Source organism: Gabonia massiliensis, from assembly GCF_001403595.1.
Lineage (GTDB): Bacteria > Bacteroidota > Bacteroidia > Bacteroidales > Coprobacteraceae > Coprobacter > Coprobacter secundus.
Genome location: NZ_LN877939.1, coordinates 921,647 through 943,647, shown reverse-complemented (window position 1 = coordinate 943,647; position 22,001 = coordinate 921,647). Strand labels below are relative to the sequence as shown.

At 36.3% G+C, this 22,001-nt stretch carries 19 protein-coding genes; 13 read left to right on the top strand and 6 right to left on the bottom strand.

Annotated elements, in window-relative coordinates; genetic code table 11:
• Positions 1 to 127 precede the first annotated feature (127 nt).
• Genes BN2628_RS08660 through BN2628_RS08650 form a run of 3 tightly spaced genes read right to left on the bottom strand, consistent with a single transcriptional unit; the run spans position 128 to position 3,257 of the window.
• Positions 128 to 1,594: a glycosyltransferase family 2 protein gene (locus tag BN2628_RS08660; RefSeq protein WP_370757997.1), complete on the bottom strand. Its 1,467-nt coding sequence runs from the start codon at positions 1,592 to 1,594 to the stop codon at positions 128 to 130.
• A gap of 2 nt (positions 1,595 to 1,596) precedes the next feature.
• Positions 1,597 to 2,412, bottom strand: coding sequence for an N-acetylmuramic acid 6-phosphate etherase (murQ, locus tag BN2628_RS08655; protein WP_044225526.1), 816 nt, complete (start codon positions 2,410 to 2,412; stop codon positions 1,597 to 1,599).
• A 2-nt stretch (positions 2,413 to 2,414) separates the two neighbouring features.
• The gene (locus tag BN2628_RS08650; protein ID WP_055096864.1) at positions 2,415 to 3,257 is read right to left on the bottom strand and encodes a hypothetical protein; all 843 of its coding nucleotides are present in this window, start codon (positions 3,255 to 3,257) and stop codon (positions 2,415 to 2,417) included.
• A 110-nt stretch (positions 3,258 to 3,367) separates the two neighbouring features.
• Between BN2628_RS08650 and BN2628_RS08645 the strand changes: the two genes are divergently transcribed.
• Entirely contained in the window at positions 3,368 to 4,684 is a 1,317-nt protein-coding gene (locus BN2628_RS08645; protein ID WP_257606438.1) for a SpoIID/LytB domain-containing protein, read from the top strand.
• 70 nt (positions 4,685 to 4,754) lie between these two features.
• Here the strand turns inward: BN2628_RS08645 and BN2628_RS08640 are convergent, their stop codons facing one another.
• Genes BN2628_RS08640 through BN2628_RS08630 form a run of 3 tightly spaced genes read right to left on the bottom strand, consistent with a single transcriptional unit; the run spans position 4,755 to position 8,087 of the window.
• Positions 4,755 to 5,960: a hypothetical protein gene (locus BN2628_RS08640; RefSeq protein WP_044225520.1), complete on the bottom strand. Its 1,206-nt coding sequence runs from the start codon at positions 5,958 to 5,960 to the stop codon at positions 4,755 to 4,757.
• A gap of 33 nt (positions 5,961 to 5,993) precedes the next feature.
• Positions 5,994 to 6,641 (bottom strand): ATP-binding cassette domain-containing protein, encoded by a 648-nt coding sequence (locus BN2628_RS08635; RefSeq protein ID WP_044225517.1) that lies wholly within the window; start codon positions 6,639 to 6,641, stop codon positions 5,994 to 5,996.
• Positions 6,642 to 6,659: 18 nt separating this feature from the next.
• Positions 6,660 to 8,087 (bottom strand): DUF4836 family protein, encoded by a 1,428-nt coding sequence (locus tag BN2628_RS08630; RefSeq protein ID WP_257606460.1) that lies wholly within the window; start codon positions 8,085 to 8,087, stop codon positions 6,660 to 6,662.
• Positions 8,088 to 8,443: 356 nt separating this feature from the next.
• Here BN2628_RS08630 and BN2628_RS08625 point away from each other — a divergent pair, with 356 nt between their 5' ends.
• The 12 genes from BN2628_RS08625 to BN2628_RS08570 all read left to right on the top strand — a co-directional run bounded on the left by BN2628_RS08625 (position 8,444) and on the right by BN2628_RS08570 (position 21,998).
• Entirely contained in the window at positions 8,444 to 10,414 is a 1,971-nt protein-coding gene (locus BN2628_RS08625; RefSeq protein ID WP_044225507.1) for a polysaccharide biosynthesis protein, read from the top strand.
• A 29-nt stretch (positions 10,415 to 10,443) separates the two neighbouring features.
• Complete coding sequence (locus tag BN2628_RS08620; protein ID WP_044225504.1) at positions 10,444 to 10,947, top strand: UpxY family transcription antiterminator; 504 nt, start codon at positions 10,444 to 10,446, stop codon at positions 10,945 to 10,947.
• Positions 10,948 to 10,974: 27 nt separating this feature from the next.
• The gene (rfbA, locus tag BN2628_RS08615; RefSeq protein WP_044225502.1) at positions 10,975 to 11,862 is read left to right on the top strand and encodes a glucose-1-phosphate thymidylyltransferase RfbA; all 888 of its coding nucleotides are present in this window, start codon (positions 10,975 to 10,977) and stop codon (positions 11,860 to 11,862) included.
• Between the two features lie 286 nt (positions 11,863 to 12,148).
• Positions 12,149 to 13,111: an SDR family oxidoreductase gene (locus BN2628_RS08610; RefSeq protein WP_257606437.1), complete on the top strand. Its 963-nt coding sequence runs from the start codon at positions 12,149 to 12,151 to the stop codon at positions 13,109 to 13,111.
• Between the two features lie 20 nt (positions 13,112 to 13,131).
• Positions 13,132 to 14,397 carry a nucleotide sugar dehydrogenase gene (locus BN2628_RS08605; protein WP_044226015.1) on the top strand — a complete coding sequence of 422 codons (1,266 nt, stop codon included), beginning with the start codon at positions 13,132 to 13,134 and terminating at the stop codon, positions 14,395 to 14,397.
• Positions 14,384 to 15,376 (top strand): acyltransferase family protein, encoded by a 993-nt coding sequence (locus BN2628_RS16815; protein ID WP_074024066.1) that lies wholly within the window; start codon positions 14,384 to 14,386, stop codon positions 15,374 to 15,376. Before BN2628_RS08605 ends, BN2628_RS16815 begins: the two co-directional genes overlap by 14 nt.
• Before the next feature lie 9 nt (positions 15,377 to 15,385).
• On the top strand, positions 15,386 to 16,819 hold the full coding sequence (locus tag BN2628_RS08595) for a lipopolysaccharide biosynthesis protein (protein ID WP_044225497.1): 1,434 nt from the start codon (positions 15,386 to 15,388) through the stop codon (positions 16,817 to 16,819).
• A gap of 20 nt (positions 16,820 to 16,839) precedes the next feature.
• Positions 16,840 to 17,949, top strand: coding sequence for a DegT/DnrJ/EryC1/StrS family aminotransferase (locus BN2628_RS08590; RefSeq protein ID WP_044225495.1), 1,110 nt, complete (start codon positions 16,840 to 16,842; stop codon positions 17,947 to 17,949).
• Positions 17,946 to 19,148, top strand: coding sequence for an ATP-grasp domain-containing protein (locus BN2628_RS08585; protein WP_044225493.1), 1,203 nt, complete (start codon positions 17,946 to 17,948; stop codon positions 19,146 to 19,148). The genes BN2628_RS08590 and BN2628_RS08585 overlap by 4 nt, the downstream gene beginning before the upstream one ends.
• Positions 19,149 to 19,160: 12 nt before the next feature.
• The gene (locus BN2628_RS08580) at positions 19,161 to 20,117 is read left to right on the top strand and encodes a hypothetical protein (protein WP_044225491.1); all 957 of its coding nucleotides are present in this window, start codon (positions 19,161 to 19,163) and stop codon (positions 20,115 to 20,117) included.
• On the top strand, positions 20,114 to 21,070 hold the full coding sequence (locus tag BN2628_RS08575) for a glycosyltransferase family A protein (protein ID WP_052431387.1): 957 nt from the start codon (positions 20,114 to 20,116) through the stop codon (positions 21,068 to 21,070). Before BN2628_RS08580 ends, BN2628_RS08575 begins: the two co-directional genes overlap by 4 nt.
• A gap of 7 nt (positions 21,071 to 21,077) precedes the next feature.
• Positions 21,078 to 21,998, top strand: coding sequence for a glycosyltransferase family 2 protein (locus BN2628_RS08570; protein ID WP_052431386.1), 921 nt, complete (start codon positions 21,078 to 21,080; stop codon positions 21,996 to 21,998).
• The last annotated feature ends 3 nt before the right edge of the window (positions 21,999 to 22,001 follow it).

Here is a 22,001-nt window from a genome sequence, read left to right as displayed (position 1 = left end):
TTTATGCCTCCGACAGTTAACTCCCGAGATAAAACTGTTTCTAATACTTTGTAATTTTGACTGGCCAGTTTCCAGTCTTTTATTTGTTGGACAAACAGATTTGAAACTTCTTGTTGTAAATCCATAGCTATTTTTGTTTCCGATTCATTTGTATCCGAGCCATCAATTCATAGGTTCTTAGGCTATCTTTATATAAATTGTTGGCATTTATTTGTTCTATATTCAATGCTGCATCCGAATTTCCTTCCCAGCGGCGGCATAGGTAGATTACATCATAAATGCGTCCGATACGATATTCCCTTGAAAAGCGCAATCCGAGTGCATAATCTTCTCCATAATTAGTATTAGGAACTTTTATCTGACGTAATAATGGAGTATAAAATGCTCGAGGTGCTCCTAATCCATTGATACGTAGTGCATTGTTGCATCCATTCTCGTCACTCCATTCACGATGATCTATTATTCCGGGAGGTATTACTTGCATATTGAAGTCTGTCATGACATAACTGCCTATTACCATACCACATTTTTCTTGATAAAAAGTGTCGACTATTTTTTGTAATGTGTGTCGGTCTTTATAGATGTCGTCACTGTCGAGTTGAACGGCAAATTTGCCACACATTGGATGATGAATTCCCAGGTTCCAACATCCTCCTATACCTAAGTTATTTTGTTCAGGAATGAGATGTATTACACGAGTATCTTTGATAAATTGTGCTATTTCTTTTCCAGTACTATCAGTCGAGTGATTATCGATAATGATGACATTAAATGGGAAGTTGCATTCTTGTTTCAGTACAGAACGTATTGCGTCGGCAATGGTTCTTTCACGATTATATACAGGGATTATTACCGAAGCTTCTAAAGGGAAAGTTGCGGTAGTCACATCTATTTTTTTGTGAGTAGCCGGCAACCATCCATTGATATCTTTCAAATGTTGAGTGCAGGCTTGTTCCATTTCTATTTGTACTTCTCTGTTTTTAGAGTCTACGTAGTCGAACTGCTTTTCACCTGAGTTTCGAGTATCTGTTGCTATATCGGTATATAAATATTCATGTATATGTATGATATTATAATGTTGTGATATTTTTAGTCTCAAGTTATACCAACCGGCAAACTGAAAAGTCGAATTATCTGATTTAGTAAATTTTTTAAGAGCAGATGTTTGGTATAGTTGAAGATTCCCGAAGTCGAAATCATCGCGTAAACTTCCTAATTGGTAATCGATTACAGGATGAGGAATTCTGATATTTTTGTTTATTTGGTATGAATCAGAATATAATATTCCTGCTTGAGTATCTTCTGCAATTTGTAACATCCGTTCAATACCATATTCGTTAAGATAGAGAGACGTATTTCCCAGTCCCACTAATATGTAAGGAGTTTGTGCATATTCGGAGATAAGTCGTACAGTATTTGAGGAATGAAGCATATCAATGTGAATGGGAATACATCCGGATATTTGTGGAGCGAAGTTGCCTGTATATAATAAAAAAATTTTATGGATGTCTACGTGGTTAGTAAGGGCAGCCACAGTAGGCTTTATTTGTGTATCTGAAATATAATTGAAGAAGCAGGTGATATTTTTCATAATTATTATTTTTTTGAATATGAATCGATAGCCTTTTTCACAGAACCATATAATAGCAATAGATTTTTAGCGTCATCGTATTCCAAATGAGTTTCTTCCATAATCATGCGTGTACCACGGTCTACCAATTTTTTATTTGTCAGTTGCATATTTACCATTCTGTTGCCTTTTACCCTCCCTAATTTTATCATGACACTGGTAGTAATCATATTAAGGACAAGCTTTTGGGCTGTTCCCGATTTCATTCGAGTACTTCCGGTTACAAATTCTGGCCCGACAATTACTTCAATGGGAATATCCGCCTGTTCTGCTACTGGCGAGTTCGGATTACAGGTAATACAAGCTGTAAGAATACCGTTTTCTCGGCAATGTTTTAGTGCACCTATAACATATGGGGTAGTTCCCGATGCAGCAATACCGATAACAGTGTCTTTTCTATTTATTTTGTGTTCTTGTAATTCTTGCCAGCCTTTGTCTGTACTGTCTTCGGCTGCCTCTACTGGGTTGCGTAAAGCTTTGTCCCCTCCGGCAATTAGTCCTATGACAAAGGTATTGGGCATACCGTAAGTGGGTGGTATTTCAGAAGCATCTAAAACTCCAAGTCTTCCACTTGTTCCAGCTCCCATATAGAATATACGGCCACCGCATTGCATTCGTTTTATTATGGCCTCTGCCAGTTTCTCAATCTGAGGTATAGCTTTTTCGACAGCTCCAGGTACTTTTTTATCTTCATTGTTGATGTCGACTAATAATTCGTGTATCGACTTTTTTTCTAAATTTTCGTATAAAGACGATTTTTCTGTGATTTTTTCGAAACTCATAATTAGTATATTGTTTCATAATAACGTATAAGACCCTCTATTGGCCTACGTGTGATATTTTTGACAATAAAACCGTATTGTTTGGATAGTCTTTGTAATATTTCTTTGAAATGCCAGGCTATTGAACCTGTAAAATGAATTTCAGCATTAGGAATATTATATAATTGTAGGTTACGTTCGAAGAAAGCGCGGAAGCATTCTTCTACAAGTTGCCTTATTTCTGGAACATGTATGTTTTCACTCAAAAAGGGTGTAAATGAGGCCAAATAACGATTTGGGAATGATTCTTGATATACCGATTGTAAAATATCAGCTTGTGTAAGGTGATATTTATTCAGGAATTGTTGAATGATTCCTGTAGGAAGTATGCCTTTCAGACAATCGGAAATCAGTCTTTTCCCCAGTGCGTTACCGCTACCTTCATCTCCGAGAATGAATCCCAAAGGTGGAATATTTCTTGTGATATTTTTGCCGTCATATAAGCATGAATTAGAACCTGTTCCCAAAATGCAGGCAATACCACTACGGTTTCCGCATAATGATCGGGCGGCCCCTAAGAGGTCACTTGCAATTTCTATATCAGAAGTACAGAAGAGTTCATGTAGAGGACGATATAATAGGTTACAAGCAGATCTCCCTATGCATCCAGCTCCAAAAAAGTGAATATGATTTATTGTCGAAGCTTGGATTTTAGGTAAAAGTTCTTCACATAAAAGTTGTTTTATTTCTTGTTCGTTTTGAAAAAAAGGATTTATACCCGGAGTAGAGATTTGGATTGACTGGTTTTCGGTTATTAAACACCAGTCGGTTTTGGTCGAACCGCTATCAGCAATTAGTGTTGTCATTTAGGTACTATTTGAGGTTGCAATTTATTAAAAAATATTCAGAACACATTGCGTTTATTGATAAACTACTGAAAACTTTGTGTTACTTTGTGGTTAGAAAAAAGTGAAAAATGACTATGCTGCAATCAGAACCATTTATAGAGGTAGGTATTTTGCATCATCAGCAAATTGAATTTGCCTTGAACGGAGAGTTTTTGTTGAATGGTACAGATGAGATTGTGCCGGGATACTATAAAGCTATATGGACAGCGAAAGGAATTTTGTTCCGGGGCGAAGTTTTTGATGCTTTGAGCTTTACTCCGATGCAATATAGTAATTCTTTTGATTTATATAATGTAACTATTGGGATCCAATTTCATTGGGAAAGAGAAGAAAAGTTATGTTTTCCGGGAGAGTTGAAAGTTATTTCCGATGGGAAGGAGATTTGGGCTATTAATCGGGTATTATTGGAGACATATTTGGCCAGTGTCATATCATCGGAGATGAAAGCGACTGCATCAACAGCACTTCTACAAGCTCATGCCGTTATCTCTCGTAGTTGGTTGTTGGCACAATTAGCCGGTTCTCAGAAAAAGAAGAGCCCTCATTTACAAGAGCAGGCTTCTGATGAAATCATTCGTTGGTTCGACAGAGAAGATCACCTTTTGTTTGACGTATGCGCCGATGACCATTGTCAGCGTTATCAGGGGGTAACGCGAGTTTCGGCACCACAGGTGACAGACGCTGTACAATATACTCGGGGAGAAGTGTTAATGTATAATGGAGAAATATGTGATGCCCGTTTTTCAAAATGTTGTGGAGGTATAAGTGAACGTTTTGAGAACTGTTGGGAAGACATGCCTCATCCTTATTTAGTACCGGTTTATGATAGAGAAGCTGGAAGTCAGATGCCTCATTTAGTTAATGAGCAAGAAGCTGAGAATTTTATTCGTAGTTTGCCGGAAGCTTTTTGTAATACTGTGGACGAAAGTATATTAAATCAGGTTTTAAATAATTATGATCGGGAGACCCCGGATTTTTATCGTTGGCAAATCAAATATACTCAGAAAGAAATTGCTTCTATAATTAAGAATCGACTAAATATTGACTTGGGTGATATTCTTGATTTGAAACCGCTGGTTCGTGGTGATTCAGGACGTATTATTCGCCTTCAGATAGTAGGCTCATGCAGAAGTATAATTATTGGCAAAGAGTTGATGATTCGCCGTACTTTGTCTCCAACACATCTTTATAGTTCCGCTTTTGTTGTTGACAAAGAAGTCGGTTTTGATGGAGTACCGGTACTATTTACTTTAACTGGAGCCGGATGGGGGCATGGAGTAGGCCTTTGTCAGATTGGAGCAGCAGTAATGGGTAGTCAGGGATATACATATAACCAGATTTTATTTCATTATTTCAAGCATGCAGAGTTGAAGAAAATATATTGATATTATTCTATACTTTAGATTTTTTTGATATCAATATCTTAGGCCATTTTTAGGATGTAGTATAAAATATTTATTTCGTTCCATCCCATAATGAATTTACTTTATGGCGTATAGCAATAATGTTAAAGATAGATATAGCGAGGAAAAGTAAGATTCCTGTGGCAGTAGAAATAAATATATTTTCCCCTTCGAAGCTGGGCCACATTTTATTTAATAAGGCAATATAGTATTCTCTTGCAAAAAATATGATAGCCAGAGATATAATTAGGACACAAGAGTTCAGTCCTATAGTCAGTAGTTGATAAGGTCGTGATACTTGTGCAGGACTATATCCTATTAGTAATAAATTTTCAAGCTTTTGTGTATTTTTTTGTAATAAAAGGTAGATACTTAGCATTAATACAAAGAATGATAAAATGCTGATAATAAGACCTATCCCAATGACTAGTCCTGTAATAATTTTTAGGAAATAATTAGTTTTCCCCGCATTCAGTTTATCACCCTCCGTTTCATATCCTTTTTTTTGTAGAAATTGTACAATGTTGTCGTCGGCAGGATTATCTACCTCAATGATGATACGTGAGGCTGTTGATGTACGTCCGTCTCCGTATATTTTATTACTCCATTTCATAAAAGATTCGGGAACCAGTATTGTATTTAACCGATTTGAAAATCCTACTATATTGCCTTTAAAATCATGATTTTGTCCATTGCCTGATATATGTATGTCTATACCAATTAGCCCAAGAATACCCTCAGATAGTTGAGGTAAGCTCCTTGACTGGGCAAAACCATAGTTATAAAGGTTCAAATAATTCTTGGGCAAAATAATAGGAATAAGGTCGTCTCTTTCGTCAAAATGCCAATCAGATGTAGATTTTATGTCAACAAATGCATCAGGGACCGACTCGAAAAACATCTGTGTAGATAAACGCATTTGTTGTCCAGCCATATTGATACCTGCTGATACGTGATATTGACTGGATGTAAATTCTCCGATGTTTTTTACAAAAGATTGCTCTTTTATTTCTTCCAAGTCAGCCTCTGAAAACTGGGTACTTTGTCCGGTGATGGAACCTAATGTGCTGATTTTTTTTGATAATATGAGATATTCACTTTTTAGTAGATTATCATTTCCTGAAAAGAATGGAGCAACATCCTTGTAAAATTGGAGGCTGAAAAGAACAATTATCATGCCGACTAGGTTAGCAAGAAAAAAACCTGCAAATTGGCCTATACTTAAATGTTGACGGAGAAGTTTCCAAACTATTTTCATATCGTTCAATTGTCTATTTATTAAAGAAAGAGTTTATAGACTCAATATCTTATCATAATTTATTTCTAAATGTTTTCCTATGGAAGTGACGATGATTCCTGCATTTTGGACTTTACATTCTTGTAATAAGATCCGGGCCATAATGTGGCCGTTTGCATCATCAAGATGGCTAATAGGCTCATCAAGAAGAATAAAGTCAAATGGTTGGCAAAGAGCCCGGATAAAAGCTATACGTTGCTGTTGCCCGAAAGACATTTTAGAAACTTTTGTGTCCCATTTGTCATTGATACCCATCATTTCAAAAAATTGTCGTATTTCAAGCTCTGATTTGTGATGGGTAATATTATTTTTCAATTCAATATTTTCTCTGGCTGTCAACTCGGGAAATAACCGTAGATCTTGGAATAAGAAACTAAGAGAACTACGACGTAGAGAGGTCCATTGGCGAGTAGACAATAATTGAGAGGATTTGTTGTCAAATAAGATTTCTCCCGAATAATCATGTCGATATCCGTATAAATAACTACAAAACGAAGATTTTCCCGTTCCGGAAGCAGCTTCGATTAGGTAAAATTTACCTTTTTCGATGGTAAGGTTCTTTAACCATACATCTGAGTCGAAGCCTTCATGAGTTTCGGAAAAAACAGCAGGGAGCACCTGCTGTAATGTTATCGTATTCATTGTAAAAGAGCTTATTTCCTATTTCAATTCCTTGTCCAAACTTTTGATAATAGTAGATAATGCATTATCGGATGAGTCGGCCATGTTTATTATTGTTTTGTTGGCCTGTCCCTCTGAATGCATTTCAATAGAGGAAAATAGAGCGAGTAACTGTTTATAAGTTGTGGCATCAGATGATTTCCATAATTCCTCTGGCAAGTTTTGTAAAATCTGTTGCGTATTTATAAGCATAGCTCCTCCAGACTTAAATATTTCTGCGAATGGAGTTTTTGATAATGGAGATTCTATTCCTTTAGAAAAATTATCAATGATATTTTTGTCGGTCGACACATAAAGGTATTTATTATCCTTCATTCCGAAGTAGATACTTGTTCCACTCCATGATATAAGATGTTGATTTTCAGATAGTGTAGTAATTCCTGCCAGTTGTAAATTATCTTTTAAAAAATTTAGTATAGAATCATCTTTTACTTTGGCAAAAAATACTAAATTAGGAGAGTATCCATATGAGCTTGAAGATGTTATGTCTATCAACCCCATTGTTAAATCGCCATCAATGGAACCAATGAGTTGTTGCAAGTTGATTTCTTTTGAAACATTTCCTATTTCTGCAGCAAACTTGGAATTTTCCATCAATATATTATATAATTTTTCCCCATTGAGGTTGACACTCCATACTAACCATGAATTTTCCGGGATTTGTTTTAAAAATGAGTTTGAGGTTTTTCCCACTACGGAAATAAGATTGTCTAAAGCTTTTTTGGTTTTGGTATCGTCCGAATAACTACCTGATTCAATGATGATTTTCCCCCTTTGGAAATCGATATGAGTGGTACTATAGATACTGCTGATTTTTAAATCTGTTGGTAAAAACGAAGAGTATAGTTTCAATGTTGTGGATGGTATTGCTGCCATAGACATCCAAATGTTTACATCCTTGTTTGATTGGGAAAATTTGGAAAAACCATTGTTAGATAACAAGCTTTTCTCTTTATTTTGATTCATAAGAGCTGTGGCATCTTTTTTCAGTTCTGTGATTTCAGTGTTGTATTGTAAAGCAAAAAGAAACAAAGCCTTGTTATCATCAAATGTGCAGATTGCGTTTGCATTTATTTCGGAGATGAAGATATCGTTTTCTCTTTTGATATTTGTATCTTTTCCTTTTTCTGATGATAAGATAGAAAGAAAAGTTTCGAATTTTTGTTGGTCATCTATTTTTAGTAATAAACCTATTTCATTTTCAATGGCGTCGGAAAAAAATATAATGTCATTTTTTAGTGAAATACCTAACTCTGTGGGATTTTGTAAGACTTTTTCAAATAATTCTTTACTTTCCGGGCCTAAGCGGTTCAACCAGATTCTTTGCCTTTCATTTATTTTTTGATTTTTCAATAATTCGATGACATTCCCTTTTTCAGCTATGCTTTTGGGGTTTAGTGTNTGAATATATTTAATTTAGTGTGCAATCTGTTTTACTTAAATGTATATAAAAAATAAAAATAAATTATAGTATATATTTGACTTTTTATATATATTTGTGGCAAGTTTAGAAAGAGTTAGATACAATTCTGTCATTTTTCATCACTAGCCATAAGTGCGGTAATTGGGAGTGACCATACCGGAGGTATATAATTGATTATTTATTTTTTTTTGTTAAAGTCAATATTTTTTATTACAATAAATTGAAAGATAGAGTATTATCTATTTAAGAATTCTTATTCTTTCACCAAAAATCATCTCGTTTCATACAATATTTATTATTTTATTTATATATACTTTAAGTAAATTAACTTAAATTCATTATGACTATTAGAAAGACTCTCCAGACCTTAGTCAATTCAAAGTATGTCAATCGTTGGGTCATATTATTAGCAGATGTTCTCATTTCGGTATTTTGTTCGTTACTTTCATGTTTGTTTGTATCTTACATTGCCCGTCTGTCTGTTGTCCCTGGGGAGTTTATACAAGTACTTTTATTATCAACATTTTCTACGTTATTGTCATATTTGATATGGAGAACATATCGGAGTATAATACGTCATACGACTTTAAAAGAACTTTGGCGACTTGGAGTAGCCGTTTTTTGTAAAGTAGTTGTTTTATTTTTGTTGATATTGACCTTAAATGATGATGTATTGACTATACGTCAGCTTATTTTGACTGTTACAGTCGATTTCTCATTAAGTATTATAGCACTCATTGCATTTCGGGTTATATTGCTCTTTTTATATGATGCTGTCATTATTAATTTTTATCCTAAACAGACTCCTATATTGATATATGGCATTGGGCAGGATGCGGTTGCCGTAGCCACTATGTTGCCTGATAAAAAATATAGGGTAATGGGTTTTCTCACCATTGGTAAGCAGTATGAATCATATCGTATCTTAGGACATCCGGTATTACAAATAGAAGATTATATCGGATTTGAGAACTTGCGAAAGCGATATGGCATGCAAGCAATTCTTTTTCCAGACCAGAAGTCTGTTCGGGAAGAGCAAGACCGTATTATTCGTTATTGTGGGAAAGATAAAGTAAAAATTTTAATAGCCCAACCCATTGAGGAAGCAGCTGGAAATACGATAAAACCGCAGAAAATACAGGAAGTTCGTATTGAAGATTTGCTTATGCGTGATGAGATAGAAATAAGTATGTCGGAAGTTATAGCCAATTTTCAAGGAAAAGTAATTATGGTGACTGGTGCAGCTGGATCTATTGGTAGTGAACTTTGTCGCCAGTTAGCTACTTTTCATGTAAAACAACTTGTGCTTTTTGATTCGGCAGAGACTCCTATGCATAATCTTCGATTAGAGCTTGAAGAGCGTTTTCCCGATCTTTATTTTGTACCGGTTATTGGAGATGTGAGACAAGAAGCACGTGTCGATTTTGCCATGCGGAAGTTTCATCCGCAGATAATATTTCATGCTGCAGCTTATAAACATGTACCTTTAATGGAAGAAAATCCGTGTGAGGCTGTTTTGGTGAATGTAAAAGGTACAGCATGTGTCGCTAATTATGCAGTAAGTTATGGTGTAGAGAAGTTTATCATGGTGTCTACTGATAAAGCCGTCAATCCGACAAATGTGATGGGTGCATCCAAACGTTTAGCTGAAATTTATGTACAAAGTTTGAGCATAGCTATTGGACGGGGACAGAAAGAAGGGAAGACTCGGTTTATCACAACTCGGTTTGGAAATGTATTGGGTAGTAACGGTTCCGTTATACCTCGTTTTCGGGCGCAGATAGAAAAAGGCGGTCCGGTGACTGTGACCCATCCCGATATTATTCGTTATTTTATGACTATACCTGAAGCCTGTCGTTTAGTAATGGAGGCGGCTACTATGGGGAGAGGTGATGAAATTTTTATTTTTGAGATGGGAGAACCGGTAAAAATTGCAAATTTAGCACGTCGAATGATAGAACTGGCTGGATTTGAACCAGATAAGGATATTAAGATAGAATATACAGGGTTGCGCCCTGGGGAGAAGCTATATGAAGAGCTATTAAGCAATGAAGAAAATACAAAACCAACGACGCATAAAAAAATACGTATTGCCGATGTCCGTCAATATGATTATGAAGAAGTAGCTCGGGCTATTGAAAAATTGTCACAGTTGTCTTTGGAAGTACGCATTCCAGATACTGTACGTCTGATGAAAAAAATTGTTCCGGAATTTAAGTCGAACAACTCTATTTATGAGCAATATGATAGAGAGTTGAGAGAAGAGGTTCAAGTCGAGGAGGGAAAGGCCGTAGGACCAATTAATGCATAGAAATAATAGAAGAAGTTTTAACTTCATTTATGGAAATAAGTACAAAACAGTGGTATGCCGTGAAAACCATGTCTCGGGCTGAAAAGAAAATTAAAGAGCGGCTTGATGACTTGGGGGTAGAAAATTATTTGCCATTATGCACGCAAATAAAAAAGTGGAGCGACCGTAAAAAGAAAGTACAAAGTCCCCTTGTCCCGGGATATCTTTTTGTATATATTTTTGAAGAAGAATATTTTACTGTCTTGAAAGTTCCGGGGGTAGTATCCTTTCTCAAGGAAGATCGTAAGATGGTTCCTATTCCGGCGGTACAAATAGATAATTTACGTTATGTAGTAGAAAAATCAACCCGAGAAATCGAGTTTTCATTCGAGAATATTCGAGTGGGCGATAAAGTCCGTATTATTTTAGGAGATCTCGAAGGTTTCGAAGGAGAATTAGTTGATTTTCGGGGTAAGACTCGGGTTGCTATACGTCTTCATCATTTCGGCTGTGCTCTTACTACTGTAGAAATGGATGAGGTGATGAGGTGCTGATTCGTATTGATTTTTATAGGTTGATTTATGAAAGGAATAGTATTGGCTGGAGGTTCCGGCACTAGGCTTTATCCTATAACTAAAGGGGTTAGTAAACAATTACTTCCGATTTACGACAAGCCGATGATTTATTATCCTATATCAGTTTTGATGTTGGCCGGTATACGGGATATTTTGATCATATCTACTCCACAGGATTTGTCGGGCTTTGAGCGGTTACTCGGTGACGGTTCTAATTTCGGTGTTCGGTTCGAATATGCAGAACAGCCTACTCCTGATGGGTTAGCCCAAGCTTTTATTATAGGGGAAAATTTTATAGGGAAAGATTCTGTATGTTTGGTATTAGGAGATAATATATTCTATGGGCAGGGGTTTAGCCGGATGCTTATAGATGCGGTACGTACCGTTGAGGAGGAGCATAAAGCTACGGTATTCGGTTATTGGGTCAATGATCCCGAACGTTATGGCGTAGCCGATTTTGATAAGGAGGGGAATGTCTTGAGTATCGAGGAGAAGCCTCGATTCCCGAAATCGAATTATGCTGTAGTAGGACTCTATTTTTATCCGAACGAAGTGGTAAAGGTTGCAAAGAATATAAAGCCGTCAGCTCGAGGAGAATTGGAGATCACGACGGTGAATCAGCACTTTTTAAATAATGGATCTCTTAAGGTAAAACTTTTAGGCCGGGGATTTGCTTGGCTCGATACCGGAACTCACGACTCATTGAGCGAGGCTTCTATATTCGTAGAAGTAATTGAGAAGCGTCAGGGACTGAAGGTCGCTTGTCTTGAGGGTATTGCTTATAGGAAAGGGTGGATTACAGAAGAACGCATGAGAGAAATGGCAGAACCTATGTCGAAAAATCAGTATGGACAGTATCTGTTGAAAGTAATCGATGAATTGAAGAGGGGATAAGATTTCGCTGTCGGAAATTCCGAATATCATTTTAATGAAATAAAAAAGAGTTCATCTTTATAGCATTTATAAAAAAGTGAATTTTCGCTTGATAATTCTTCTTTTGAAAAGGAAGTGATGTCTTTATAAGTCTTAATAACGTTCGTATTTAGATAAAAAATCATTCTGAAATCTATTTGTTTTTACACTTAGGTTTAAGGATCTGTACATGCAAAAAGATCTTTAAAAACGGGTGTGTAGATAAGATATCGGAAAAGTATCAATTTATAAAATTATAAGTTTCACTATGAAAATATTGGTAACGGGCGGAGCCGGTTTTATAGGTTCTAATTTGTGTGAAAAGTTGTTGCAAGATGGTCATGAAGTTGTCTGTTTGGATAATTTTTCCACGGGAAAACCGGAAAATATTCAACTCTTTTTTTCTAATTCAAAATTTAAATTAATAGTAGGCGATATTCGTAATATATCAGATTGTAACAATGCAGTGGATGGTGTCGATTATGTGTTTCATGAAGCGGCTTTAGGCTCTGTTCCCCGATCTATAAAAGACCCTATAACGACGAATAGTGTAAATATCGATGGTTTTTTAAATATGCTGGTTGCTTCTCGGGATGTGGGAGTTAAACGGTTTATATATGCCGCTAGCTCATCGACTTATGGGGATTCAGCATCATTGCCTAAAGTAGAAGATATCATAGGAAAGCCATTGTCTCCGTATGCAATTACTAAATATGTGAATGAACTTTATGCGGATATATTTTCTCGGACGTATGGTATGGAGTGTATCGGTTTGCGTTATTTCAATGTGTTCGGAAGGAAGCAAAATCCTGATGGAGCTTATGCCGCAGTAATACCCCTTTTTGTGAAAAAACTGATAAATCATGAGTCTCCGGTGATTAATGGGGACGGAGAATATTCTCGCGATTTTACATATATAGATAATGTTATACAGATGAATCTGTTGGCTATGTCTGTAGAGAATGAGGAGGCTGTGAATACGGTTTATAATACGGCATATGGAGAGAGAACTACACTGAACCAGTTGGTATCGTATTTGAAGGAATATTTGACTTTATATGACAGTGAGATAGCTAAGGTAGATATTGTTCATGGACCCAATCGTTTGGGAGATATACCTCATTCGTTAGCCAGTATAGAGAAAGCTAAGAGCTTGTTAGGGTATCGGCCGCTTTATAGTATGAAAGACGGATTGAAAGAGGCTGTAAAATGGTATTGGGAAAATTTGTAATGAATACTAAGTATAGCGATATGGAAAATATAAAAATTGCCGTAATCGGGTTGGGATATGTAGGATTACCCTTAGCTCGTTTATTTTCGACTAAATATGAGACTGTCGGTTTCGATATGAATAAAGCTCGGGTCGCATCTTTGATGGAGGGCCGGGATTCGACTCTTGAGGTATCAGATGAGTTATTGCAATCTGCTATACGATCGGGATTCGTTTGTACTGCAGATATTGAGAAAATTCGGGATTGTAATTTTTATGTAGTGGCAGTACCTACACCTGTAGATGAAAATAATAATCCGGATTTATCGCCTCTTTACAGTGCGAGCGAGACTGTCGGAAAAGTCATTTCGAAAGGCGATATTGTAGTATATGAGTCTACGGTGTATCCTGGGGTTACAGAAGATGAATGTATCCCTGTTGTTGAAAAAGTTTCTGGATTAAAATATAATGTCGATTTTTACGCCGGATATTCTCCGGAACGCATTAATCCGGGAGATAAACTTCATACTGTCGATAAGATCAAAAAAGTGACGTCAGGTTCGACAAATGCTGTCGGAAAGATTGTAAATGATGTATATGCCTCTGTAATCCTTGCCGGGACGCATTTAGCACCTTCTATAAAAGTTGCAGAAGCGGCAAAGGTAATCGAGAATTCGCAGAGGGATATCAATATTGCTTTTGTTAATGAATTATCGAAGATATTTAATAAAATGGGTATCGATACTCAAGATGTTTTGGAGGCTGCATCGACAAAATGGAATTTCCTTCCTTTTAAACCAGGATTGGTTGGAGGACATTGTATCGGAGTAGATCCCTATTATTTGGCTCAATGTGCCCAGCGTTATGGGTATAATCCGGAAATAATTTTGGCTGGACGAAGAATGAATGATGGTATGGGCGATTATGTCGCAACTCAAGTCATCAAGTCGATGTTGAAAAAAGGCATTCAGGTTTTGAATTCTAAGATTTTGATTCTTGGCTTTACTTTTAAGGAAAATTGTCCAGATGTACGAAATACGAAAGTTATAGATATTTATCACTCATTAGAAGAGTATAATGTAAATATTACGGTATTCGATCCTTGGGCAGAACCTTCGATTGTGGAACGGGAATATGGAATTAGTGTGACAAATGAGTTGCCTAATGAAAATTTCGATAGTATTGTTTTGGCTGTGGCTCACGACAAGTTTAAAGATATCGATATCTGTTCTTGGGCTAAAGACAAGAGTGTAATATTTGATGTGAAATCCATTTTGCCGAAAGAGCTTGTCGATGGGAGACTATAATATCTCGAAACCGATAAAAAGGTTAGATCAGTTCGACTATTTGAAAGGGTTAGGTATCATATTGGTTTTATGGGGGCATACTTTATGTCCTCCGGCTATAAAAACCTTTATATACAGTTTTCATATGCCTTTGTTCTTTTTTGTATCGGGATGTTTTTTTAAGCCTGTACCTATTAGAGAATTTGTAGAAAAGAAGACTAAACAATTGATGATTCCGTGGGCATTTTTTTCATTTATACTATTTGCTTTATTGATTGTTCTTTACTTTTATACTACACGAGATTTCCGCGGTTCCTTAAGAATTGCATTAGGTAGTCTTTGGTCTGGAATTAAAGGAGACGAATCGTCATATGTTTGTTTTCGTACGATATGGTTTTTGGTAGCCTTGTTCGAAGTGTATATCGTTTATTATTTGCTTTTTACGAGAATTAAAAATCTGATAATATTAAGTGGGGTTTCCATTTTGTTTTATATAATCGGTTGGACATTGTATGATAAAAATATCGATCTTCCATATTTTCTCGATACGGTACTTTCGGTACTTATTTATTTCCATTTGGGGTATTTGTTTAAAAATTCGAAATTTTTAAATAGAGATATATCTCTATTAGCAATATTATCGATAATATTGCTATTCGTTATTTCTATACAATTATCTCCGGAAGTTGATTTGAAGTCGAATAGATTTCCGGTTTATTTGTTGCCTTTGTCTTTATCCATCGTTATCTCCTTTTATTATGTGTTTATATTCTTGATGGATAAATGCAATCTGAAATTTTTAAAGGTTCTCGGTACTGAAAGTTTGGTTTTGATGGGATTGCATCCTGCTATTTTTGAAATATCTACGATTGTACAAAGCAAATATTTCAACAACTCTTATTGGGTAGGGATATCCATTGTTATTGTTTCTATTTTATTGATTCATAATTTTTCTAAGATTCTATATAGATATACTCCTTGCTTGGTAGGTAAAGGGTAAATGTAAATTATGGAAGATCAGTCGTTAAAGGCTCGGACTATTAAGGGGGTATTATGGAGTGCTTCTGAGCGGTTTGGAAGTCAAGGTATACATTTTATCTTAGGGATAATTATAGCGAGGTTACTTCTTCCATCCGATTATGGTTTGATAGGGATGCTGTCTGTTTTTATGGCTGTTTCTCAGACTTTTATAGATAGCGGATTTTATAAAGCTCTTGTACGTAAAAAAGAGCTTTCTGATGTCGATTTTTCTACGGCTTTTTATTTTAATATCGTTATAGGAGTATTGTGCTATGGATTGTTATTTGTTTCGGCACCTTATATTTCTTCATTTTATCATGAGCCGAGATTGACTATTTTGACGCGTGTTATCGGTCTGAATTTGATATTCAATTCTTTTTGTGTCGTACAACGAGCATATTTTACCATTCGTATCGATTTTAAAACACAAACTAAAATTACGTTTATTGCATCTTTTTGTTCTGGTATAGCAGCTTTGTTCTTGGCATATAAAGGATGGGGATTTTGGGCTTTGGCCATTCAGAGTGTGCTATTGAATCTGTTGACGGCTTCTTTGTTTTGGTTGTATTCTCGATGGCGTCCTCTTTGGTGCTTTTCGAAGAAGTCATTTGTAGATATGTTTTCGTTTGGCTCTAAATTATTGGCTTCAGGATTATTGGAGACGATATATCAGAACTTATATACTATAGTGATAGGAAAGAAGTTTTCTGCTACAGATTTAGGATATTATACCAGAGCGTATGGTTTTGCGATTTTACCTTCGGAAAATATATCTACGGTATTGAGCCGGGTATTTTATCCTGTATTAAGTAAAATGCAAGATGATGATGAGCGGTTGTATTATAATTATCGTCGACTTTTGAGGTTATCGGTCTATATAGTGTTTCCTATCATGATTGCTATGGCTGCGTTGAGTACTCCGATGATTTCTTTTTTGTTAACGGATAAATGGCTTGAAGTGGCACCGTTATTAAAACTGCTCTCTTTTGCTATGATGCTGTATCCGGTTTCGTTGATTAACTTAAATATTATTATGGTTAAGGGTCGTTCAGACCTTACGCTGCGTTTAGAAGTCGTGAAGAAGATATTGGGTATCGGGGTTCTATGCATCACTGTTCAATATAGTGTTTTTGTAATGTGTTGCGGTCTGGTATTTACGTGGTATATAGGGTTATTTGTCAATACGTATTATACAAAAAAGTTGATAGGTTTAAGTATCTGGTCTCAACTGAAAGATATTTATCCGATTTTTTTATTGTCGATTTTTTCCGGAGTAGTCGTTTATCTTCTCCTCCCTTGTTTCTCTGTAGTTTGGGCTCAGCTTTTACTGGGGTGTATCATATACTTTTTTATATATGCAACGGGGTCATATATGTTGGGGCTTCCTGAATTGAAAGAGATTTTAAATATAATAAAAAAGTGATTTCCTAAATTTATATTTTTATGTCAGATAAGCAAATAACAGTAACATCACCGTTGTTACCTCCGTTGGATGAATTTTTCTCTTATTTAGAAGATATTTGGGATAAAAAATGGTTGACGAATAATGGCTACTACCATCAGGAGTTGGAAAGAGCACTTTGTGTGTATCTTAAGGTTCCATATATAAGTTTATTTACAAATGGGACATTGCCTTTGATTTGTGCTTTGCAGGCACTGAGAATATCAGGGGAAGTTATTACGACACCCTACAGTTTTGTCGCTACTACTCATTCTTTATGGTGGAATGGGATAAAGCCTGTTTTTGTCGATATCGACCCACAGACCTGTAATATCGATCCTGATAAAATAGAGGCGGCTATTACTCCTAAGACGACGGCTATTATGCCGGTTCATGTGTATGGAAAGCCATGTAATACCGAGAAGATACAAGAAATTGCCGATAAATATGGCTTGAAAGTTATTTATGATGCGGCTCATGCATTTGGGGTGGAAGTAGGTGATAAATCTATTATTGACGCAGGAGATATGTCGACGCTTAGTTTCCATGCTACTAAAGTTTATAATACGATAGAAGGGGGAGCTTTGGTTTGTCATGATGAAAAGACTAAGCAGCGTATAGATTATTTAAAGAATTTCGGTTTTGCGGATGAAACTACGGTTGTTGCTCCCGGCATAAATGGAAAGATGGATGAAATTCGAGCTGCTTATGGAATTTTAAATTTGGAGTATGTAGATAGAGCTATAGAAGCTCGTCATCAAATTGCTATAAGATATAGGCGAGAATTGCGTAATGTCTCGGGAATTTCATTCATGGAAGATATGCCTGGTGTGAAACATAATTATTCATACTTTCCGATTTTCGTCAATGCTGAACAGTACGGAATGACTCGTGATGAACTTTATTTTAAAATGCGTGAAGCTAATGTGTTTGGACGTCGCTATTTCTATCCTCTTATCAGCGAATTTTCTACTTATCGCGGTCTCTCATCTGCCAATCCTGAGAATCTACCCAATGCCTACCGCATGGCCAATAGTGTCATCTGTTTGCCTATGCATCATGCACTGAACAAAGATGAGGTTGGACGCGTAATTGAACAAGTGAGGAAATGAAATCTATATTATTACTTGGGGGTTCTCGTCAACAGGTGCCAGCCATTGAGACAGCAAAACGACTCGGTTATCGGACAGTTTTGATTGACTATCTTTCCGAAAATCCCGGACAGTTTGTTGCCGATAAATGGTATCAAGAGAGCACTACCGATGTTGAGTCTGTTTATCGTATTGCCAAAGATGAACAAGTGTCTGGTATTTTGGCGTATGCTTCTGACCCTGCGGCGTTTCCGGCTGCATTGGTTTGTGAGCGTCTCGGCTTGCCGACCAATCCTGTAAAGGCTGTTGAGATATTAGGTGTTAAGCATAAATTTCGAGAGTTTCTTAAGGAAAATAGTTTTGCATGCCCTGCCACATTTACTTTTTCTCCTGCTACATCCTTGGTGGAGGTGCAACAAGGAATTGAAAATATGCGCTTTCCCATAGTTGTAAAACCTACTGATTCATCTGGCTCAAAGGGCGTATCATTTTTAAACGACTCAGGATCTTTGGCTACTGCAATCACATATGCTGACTGTTATTCACGCAATAAGATTCTTATAGCCGAAGAATTTATAGAGCGTATCTATCCCTATGTGATAGGTGGCGATATTTTTGTGGAAAGTGGTAAAATAGTTTTATTCGGTGATATGGAATGCCTGCGTGGTGACCATGGAAAAAGTCTCATTCCTATTGGGGAAAAGAGACCTAATGGGCTTTCTGATAGGCAGAAGAAACGATTATACTCAGAACTCCAACGGCTTGTGGATGCGTTGAATGTTCGTTTTGGAGAATTCAACATAGAGGTTCTAGTTGGTAGAGACGACAGTATCCATTTCCTTGAAGTTGGTCCACGTGCAGGTGGAAATATGATCCCTATTCAACTCTCAGATGCCTTTGGTGTTGATCTTATCGAAGCAAATATAAAAATATGTATGGGTGAGTCGGTTGAGTTAAATCCCGTGTCAGCTAAGGGAGCTTTCATGACCTACGTGTTGCATAGTAACGTGGATGGCATTTTCAGTGGGATAAGTATTGCTCCGGAACTAAAGTCTGCAGTTTATCGACAGGTAATATATAAGCGGCAAGGTGATCGAGTCGAAGCATTCGATGGTGCCGGTAAAGCTGTCGGTATCGTCTTTCTGCATTTTTCTGATAAATCGGCGATGGATCTGGCCGAAATCGATATTGAATCGAAAATCCTTGTCGACGTATTGTAACTGATTAATATTATGGAAGAAATTGGCGGTTATTTCCATTTGGAGCTAAACAGGATTTGTAATTTTTCTCATTATGGTGGGATATTGCTCAATTCGGGAAGATGTAGTTTCGAATATATTCTGATGCAATTATCGGTAAAGAAAATCTTTCTTCCGTTTTATACCTGTGAGGTGGTGTTAGAGCCTATATTGAGAAGGGGAATAAAATATGAGTTCTATGGTATAGACTCTAACTTGGAGATTCAAGATTGTTTGAAATTGGGAGATGGAGATTATGTATTATATACCAATTATTTCGGGATAAAAGATTATTATGTAAAACAATTGGCAAATGTGTATAAGTCTTGTTTGATAATCGATAATTCTCAGGCTTTATTTGCGGAACGATGGATGGATATTCCGACTTTTTATAGTCCGAGAAAATTTGTCGGGTTACCGGACGGCGGAGTTGCCTATTGTGAAAAGAGAGAGGAAGTGGAACTTGATTTCGACAAGTCGTACGATAGGTGCGAGCATTTACTTTCTCGGTATGACCGTCTTGCTTCTGATGGTTATTCGATATTTAGAATGAATAGTACGAAGCTGAAAGATCAGAAGATGGCCTATATGTCAAATTTGACAAAAGCTCTTATCGGGAACATCGATTTTACTACGGTTAAGAACATCAGAAATTCTAATTTTTTATATCTGCATGATCGGTTATCGGCTTCGAATAAGTTTGATATTGGCGATATAAATAGTTTTTCTTGTCCTATGGTGTATCCGTATTGGTCTGATGATCGTACGTTGAGGGATAGGCTTATTAAAAATAAGATATATGTTCCTACCTATTGGCCGAATGTTATGCAGTGGTGTACGGAAGATCAATTAGAATATTATTTGGCTAAAGATATTATTCCTTTGCCTATTGATCAAAGGTATAATAATAAAGATTTAGACAATATTATTTCAATAATACGTTTGAGATGAGTTATGCTCCGATAATGATACCGACATTGTGCCGGTATGAACATTTGGTGAAATGCGTAGAGTCTTTAGCTGCTAATTCTTTGGCGAGTGAGACTGAGCTTTATATTGGATTGGATTATCCGACGAAAGAGTCTCATTGGGAGGGATATAGAAAAATAGAGCAGTATCTTGTCTCAATTGAAGGTTTTAAGAAAGTACATATCGTAAAACGAGAATATAATTATGGTGCCGAAAGAAACTCTCATGAGTTAAAAAAACTTATATTTGAGAAGTACGATAGGGTTATTTTTACGGAGGATGATAATATCTTTTCTCCGAATTTTTTAGAATATATCAATCAAGCTTTAGATAAATATAACGATGATACAGGTATTTTAGCGGTATGTGGTTATCTGCATCTTGCCGATTATCCGGAGATGCGTAATTGTACGTGTATTAGATTACCGGCGTATGATGCTTGGGGATATGCTATTTGGAGAGACCGTTATGAAGATTATGAGACGGATTTTTCGTATGAAACGGTGATACATACGTTAACGAGTTTCAAACAGACGATTAAAATTGCCCGGAAGCGTATTTTTACCATTTTCGCTTTATTATTGATTGTGAATGAGAAAGATGTATTCGGCGATACGATGTATGCTCGTAAGTTATTGTTGGAGAATAAAAAATGTATCTTTCCTACGATATCTAAAGTCCGTAATTATGGTCGCGACGGAAGTGGAACTCATGCTTCGGTAGAAGATCAGAATGCGTATGAGAATCAGCGTATCGATGTATGTACAGATTTTGCTTTAGTTGAAAATAAGGATATCAAAATACAAAGGAAGGCGGAGCGGGCATTAAAATCATATTATAGGCAGCCTTTGAAAAGAATATATTGGATTGTGACGAGATATTTATTGTTTCGAATTCGGTATGTATTGAATAAACGGAGATATGAAATAAAATAAAAAATTGATGGCATTACCTTTAGTAAGTATAGTCATTACGACTTATAGACGTCCTGAATTGCTGGCGCGATCGATTAATAGTATATTGAATCAGACATATTCGAATGTAGAAGTTATAGTGGTAGATGATAATGATCCGGTTTCTGATTATCGGAAGAAAACGGAAATGGTAATGGAAGATTTTGCTTCGAACGGGAGGGTAACGTATGTACGACAACCTCGCAATTTGAGGCAGTCTGCGGCACTGAATAAAGGCATAAAAACTTCGAAAGGAGAATTTGTCGGTTTTTTAGATGACGATGATGAGTTTTTGCCTGATAAAATAGAGCGACAAATAGAATTGTTATCCGAATATAAAGAAGACCGTAATGTCGGTGGTGTTTATTGTAATGTATTGAAAAGAGGTAAAGGACAAGAGATTGCTACGTCTTTCAGGAAAAAGAATGATGAAGGGAATCTTCTGTATCCGATGTTGATGGGACAGGTTTCGTATTTTGGTTCTTCGGTGTTATTGAAAAGAGAAGTTTTCGATGTTGTTTCGGGTTTTAATGAGACGATGAGACGTCATGTCGATTTGGAATTTTTTAGTCGCTTCTTTAATTATTATACTTTGCTTTTAGTAGAGAAACCCTTGGTGAGAATACATATTGAAGGAGCGAGAAATAATCCTAAAGCAGAGACGTATTTACAGGTAAAAAATGATTTTTTTTCTGCGATAGATCCGTATTTGGGTATTCTTACCAAGCAAGAATATAATAGGATATATAGATATAATTATTTCGATGTATCGATTAGCTTTTTTGCGAATAAAGAATTTTTTAAAGGCTGTAAAATTTTGAGAAAGGCGCTGCATTACGGGTGGTTATCGGGAAAAGAATTCTGGTTGTTGAGTAAGATAATTATAAAAAATAGTTTATTGCGCAGATGATGT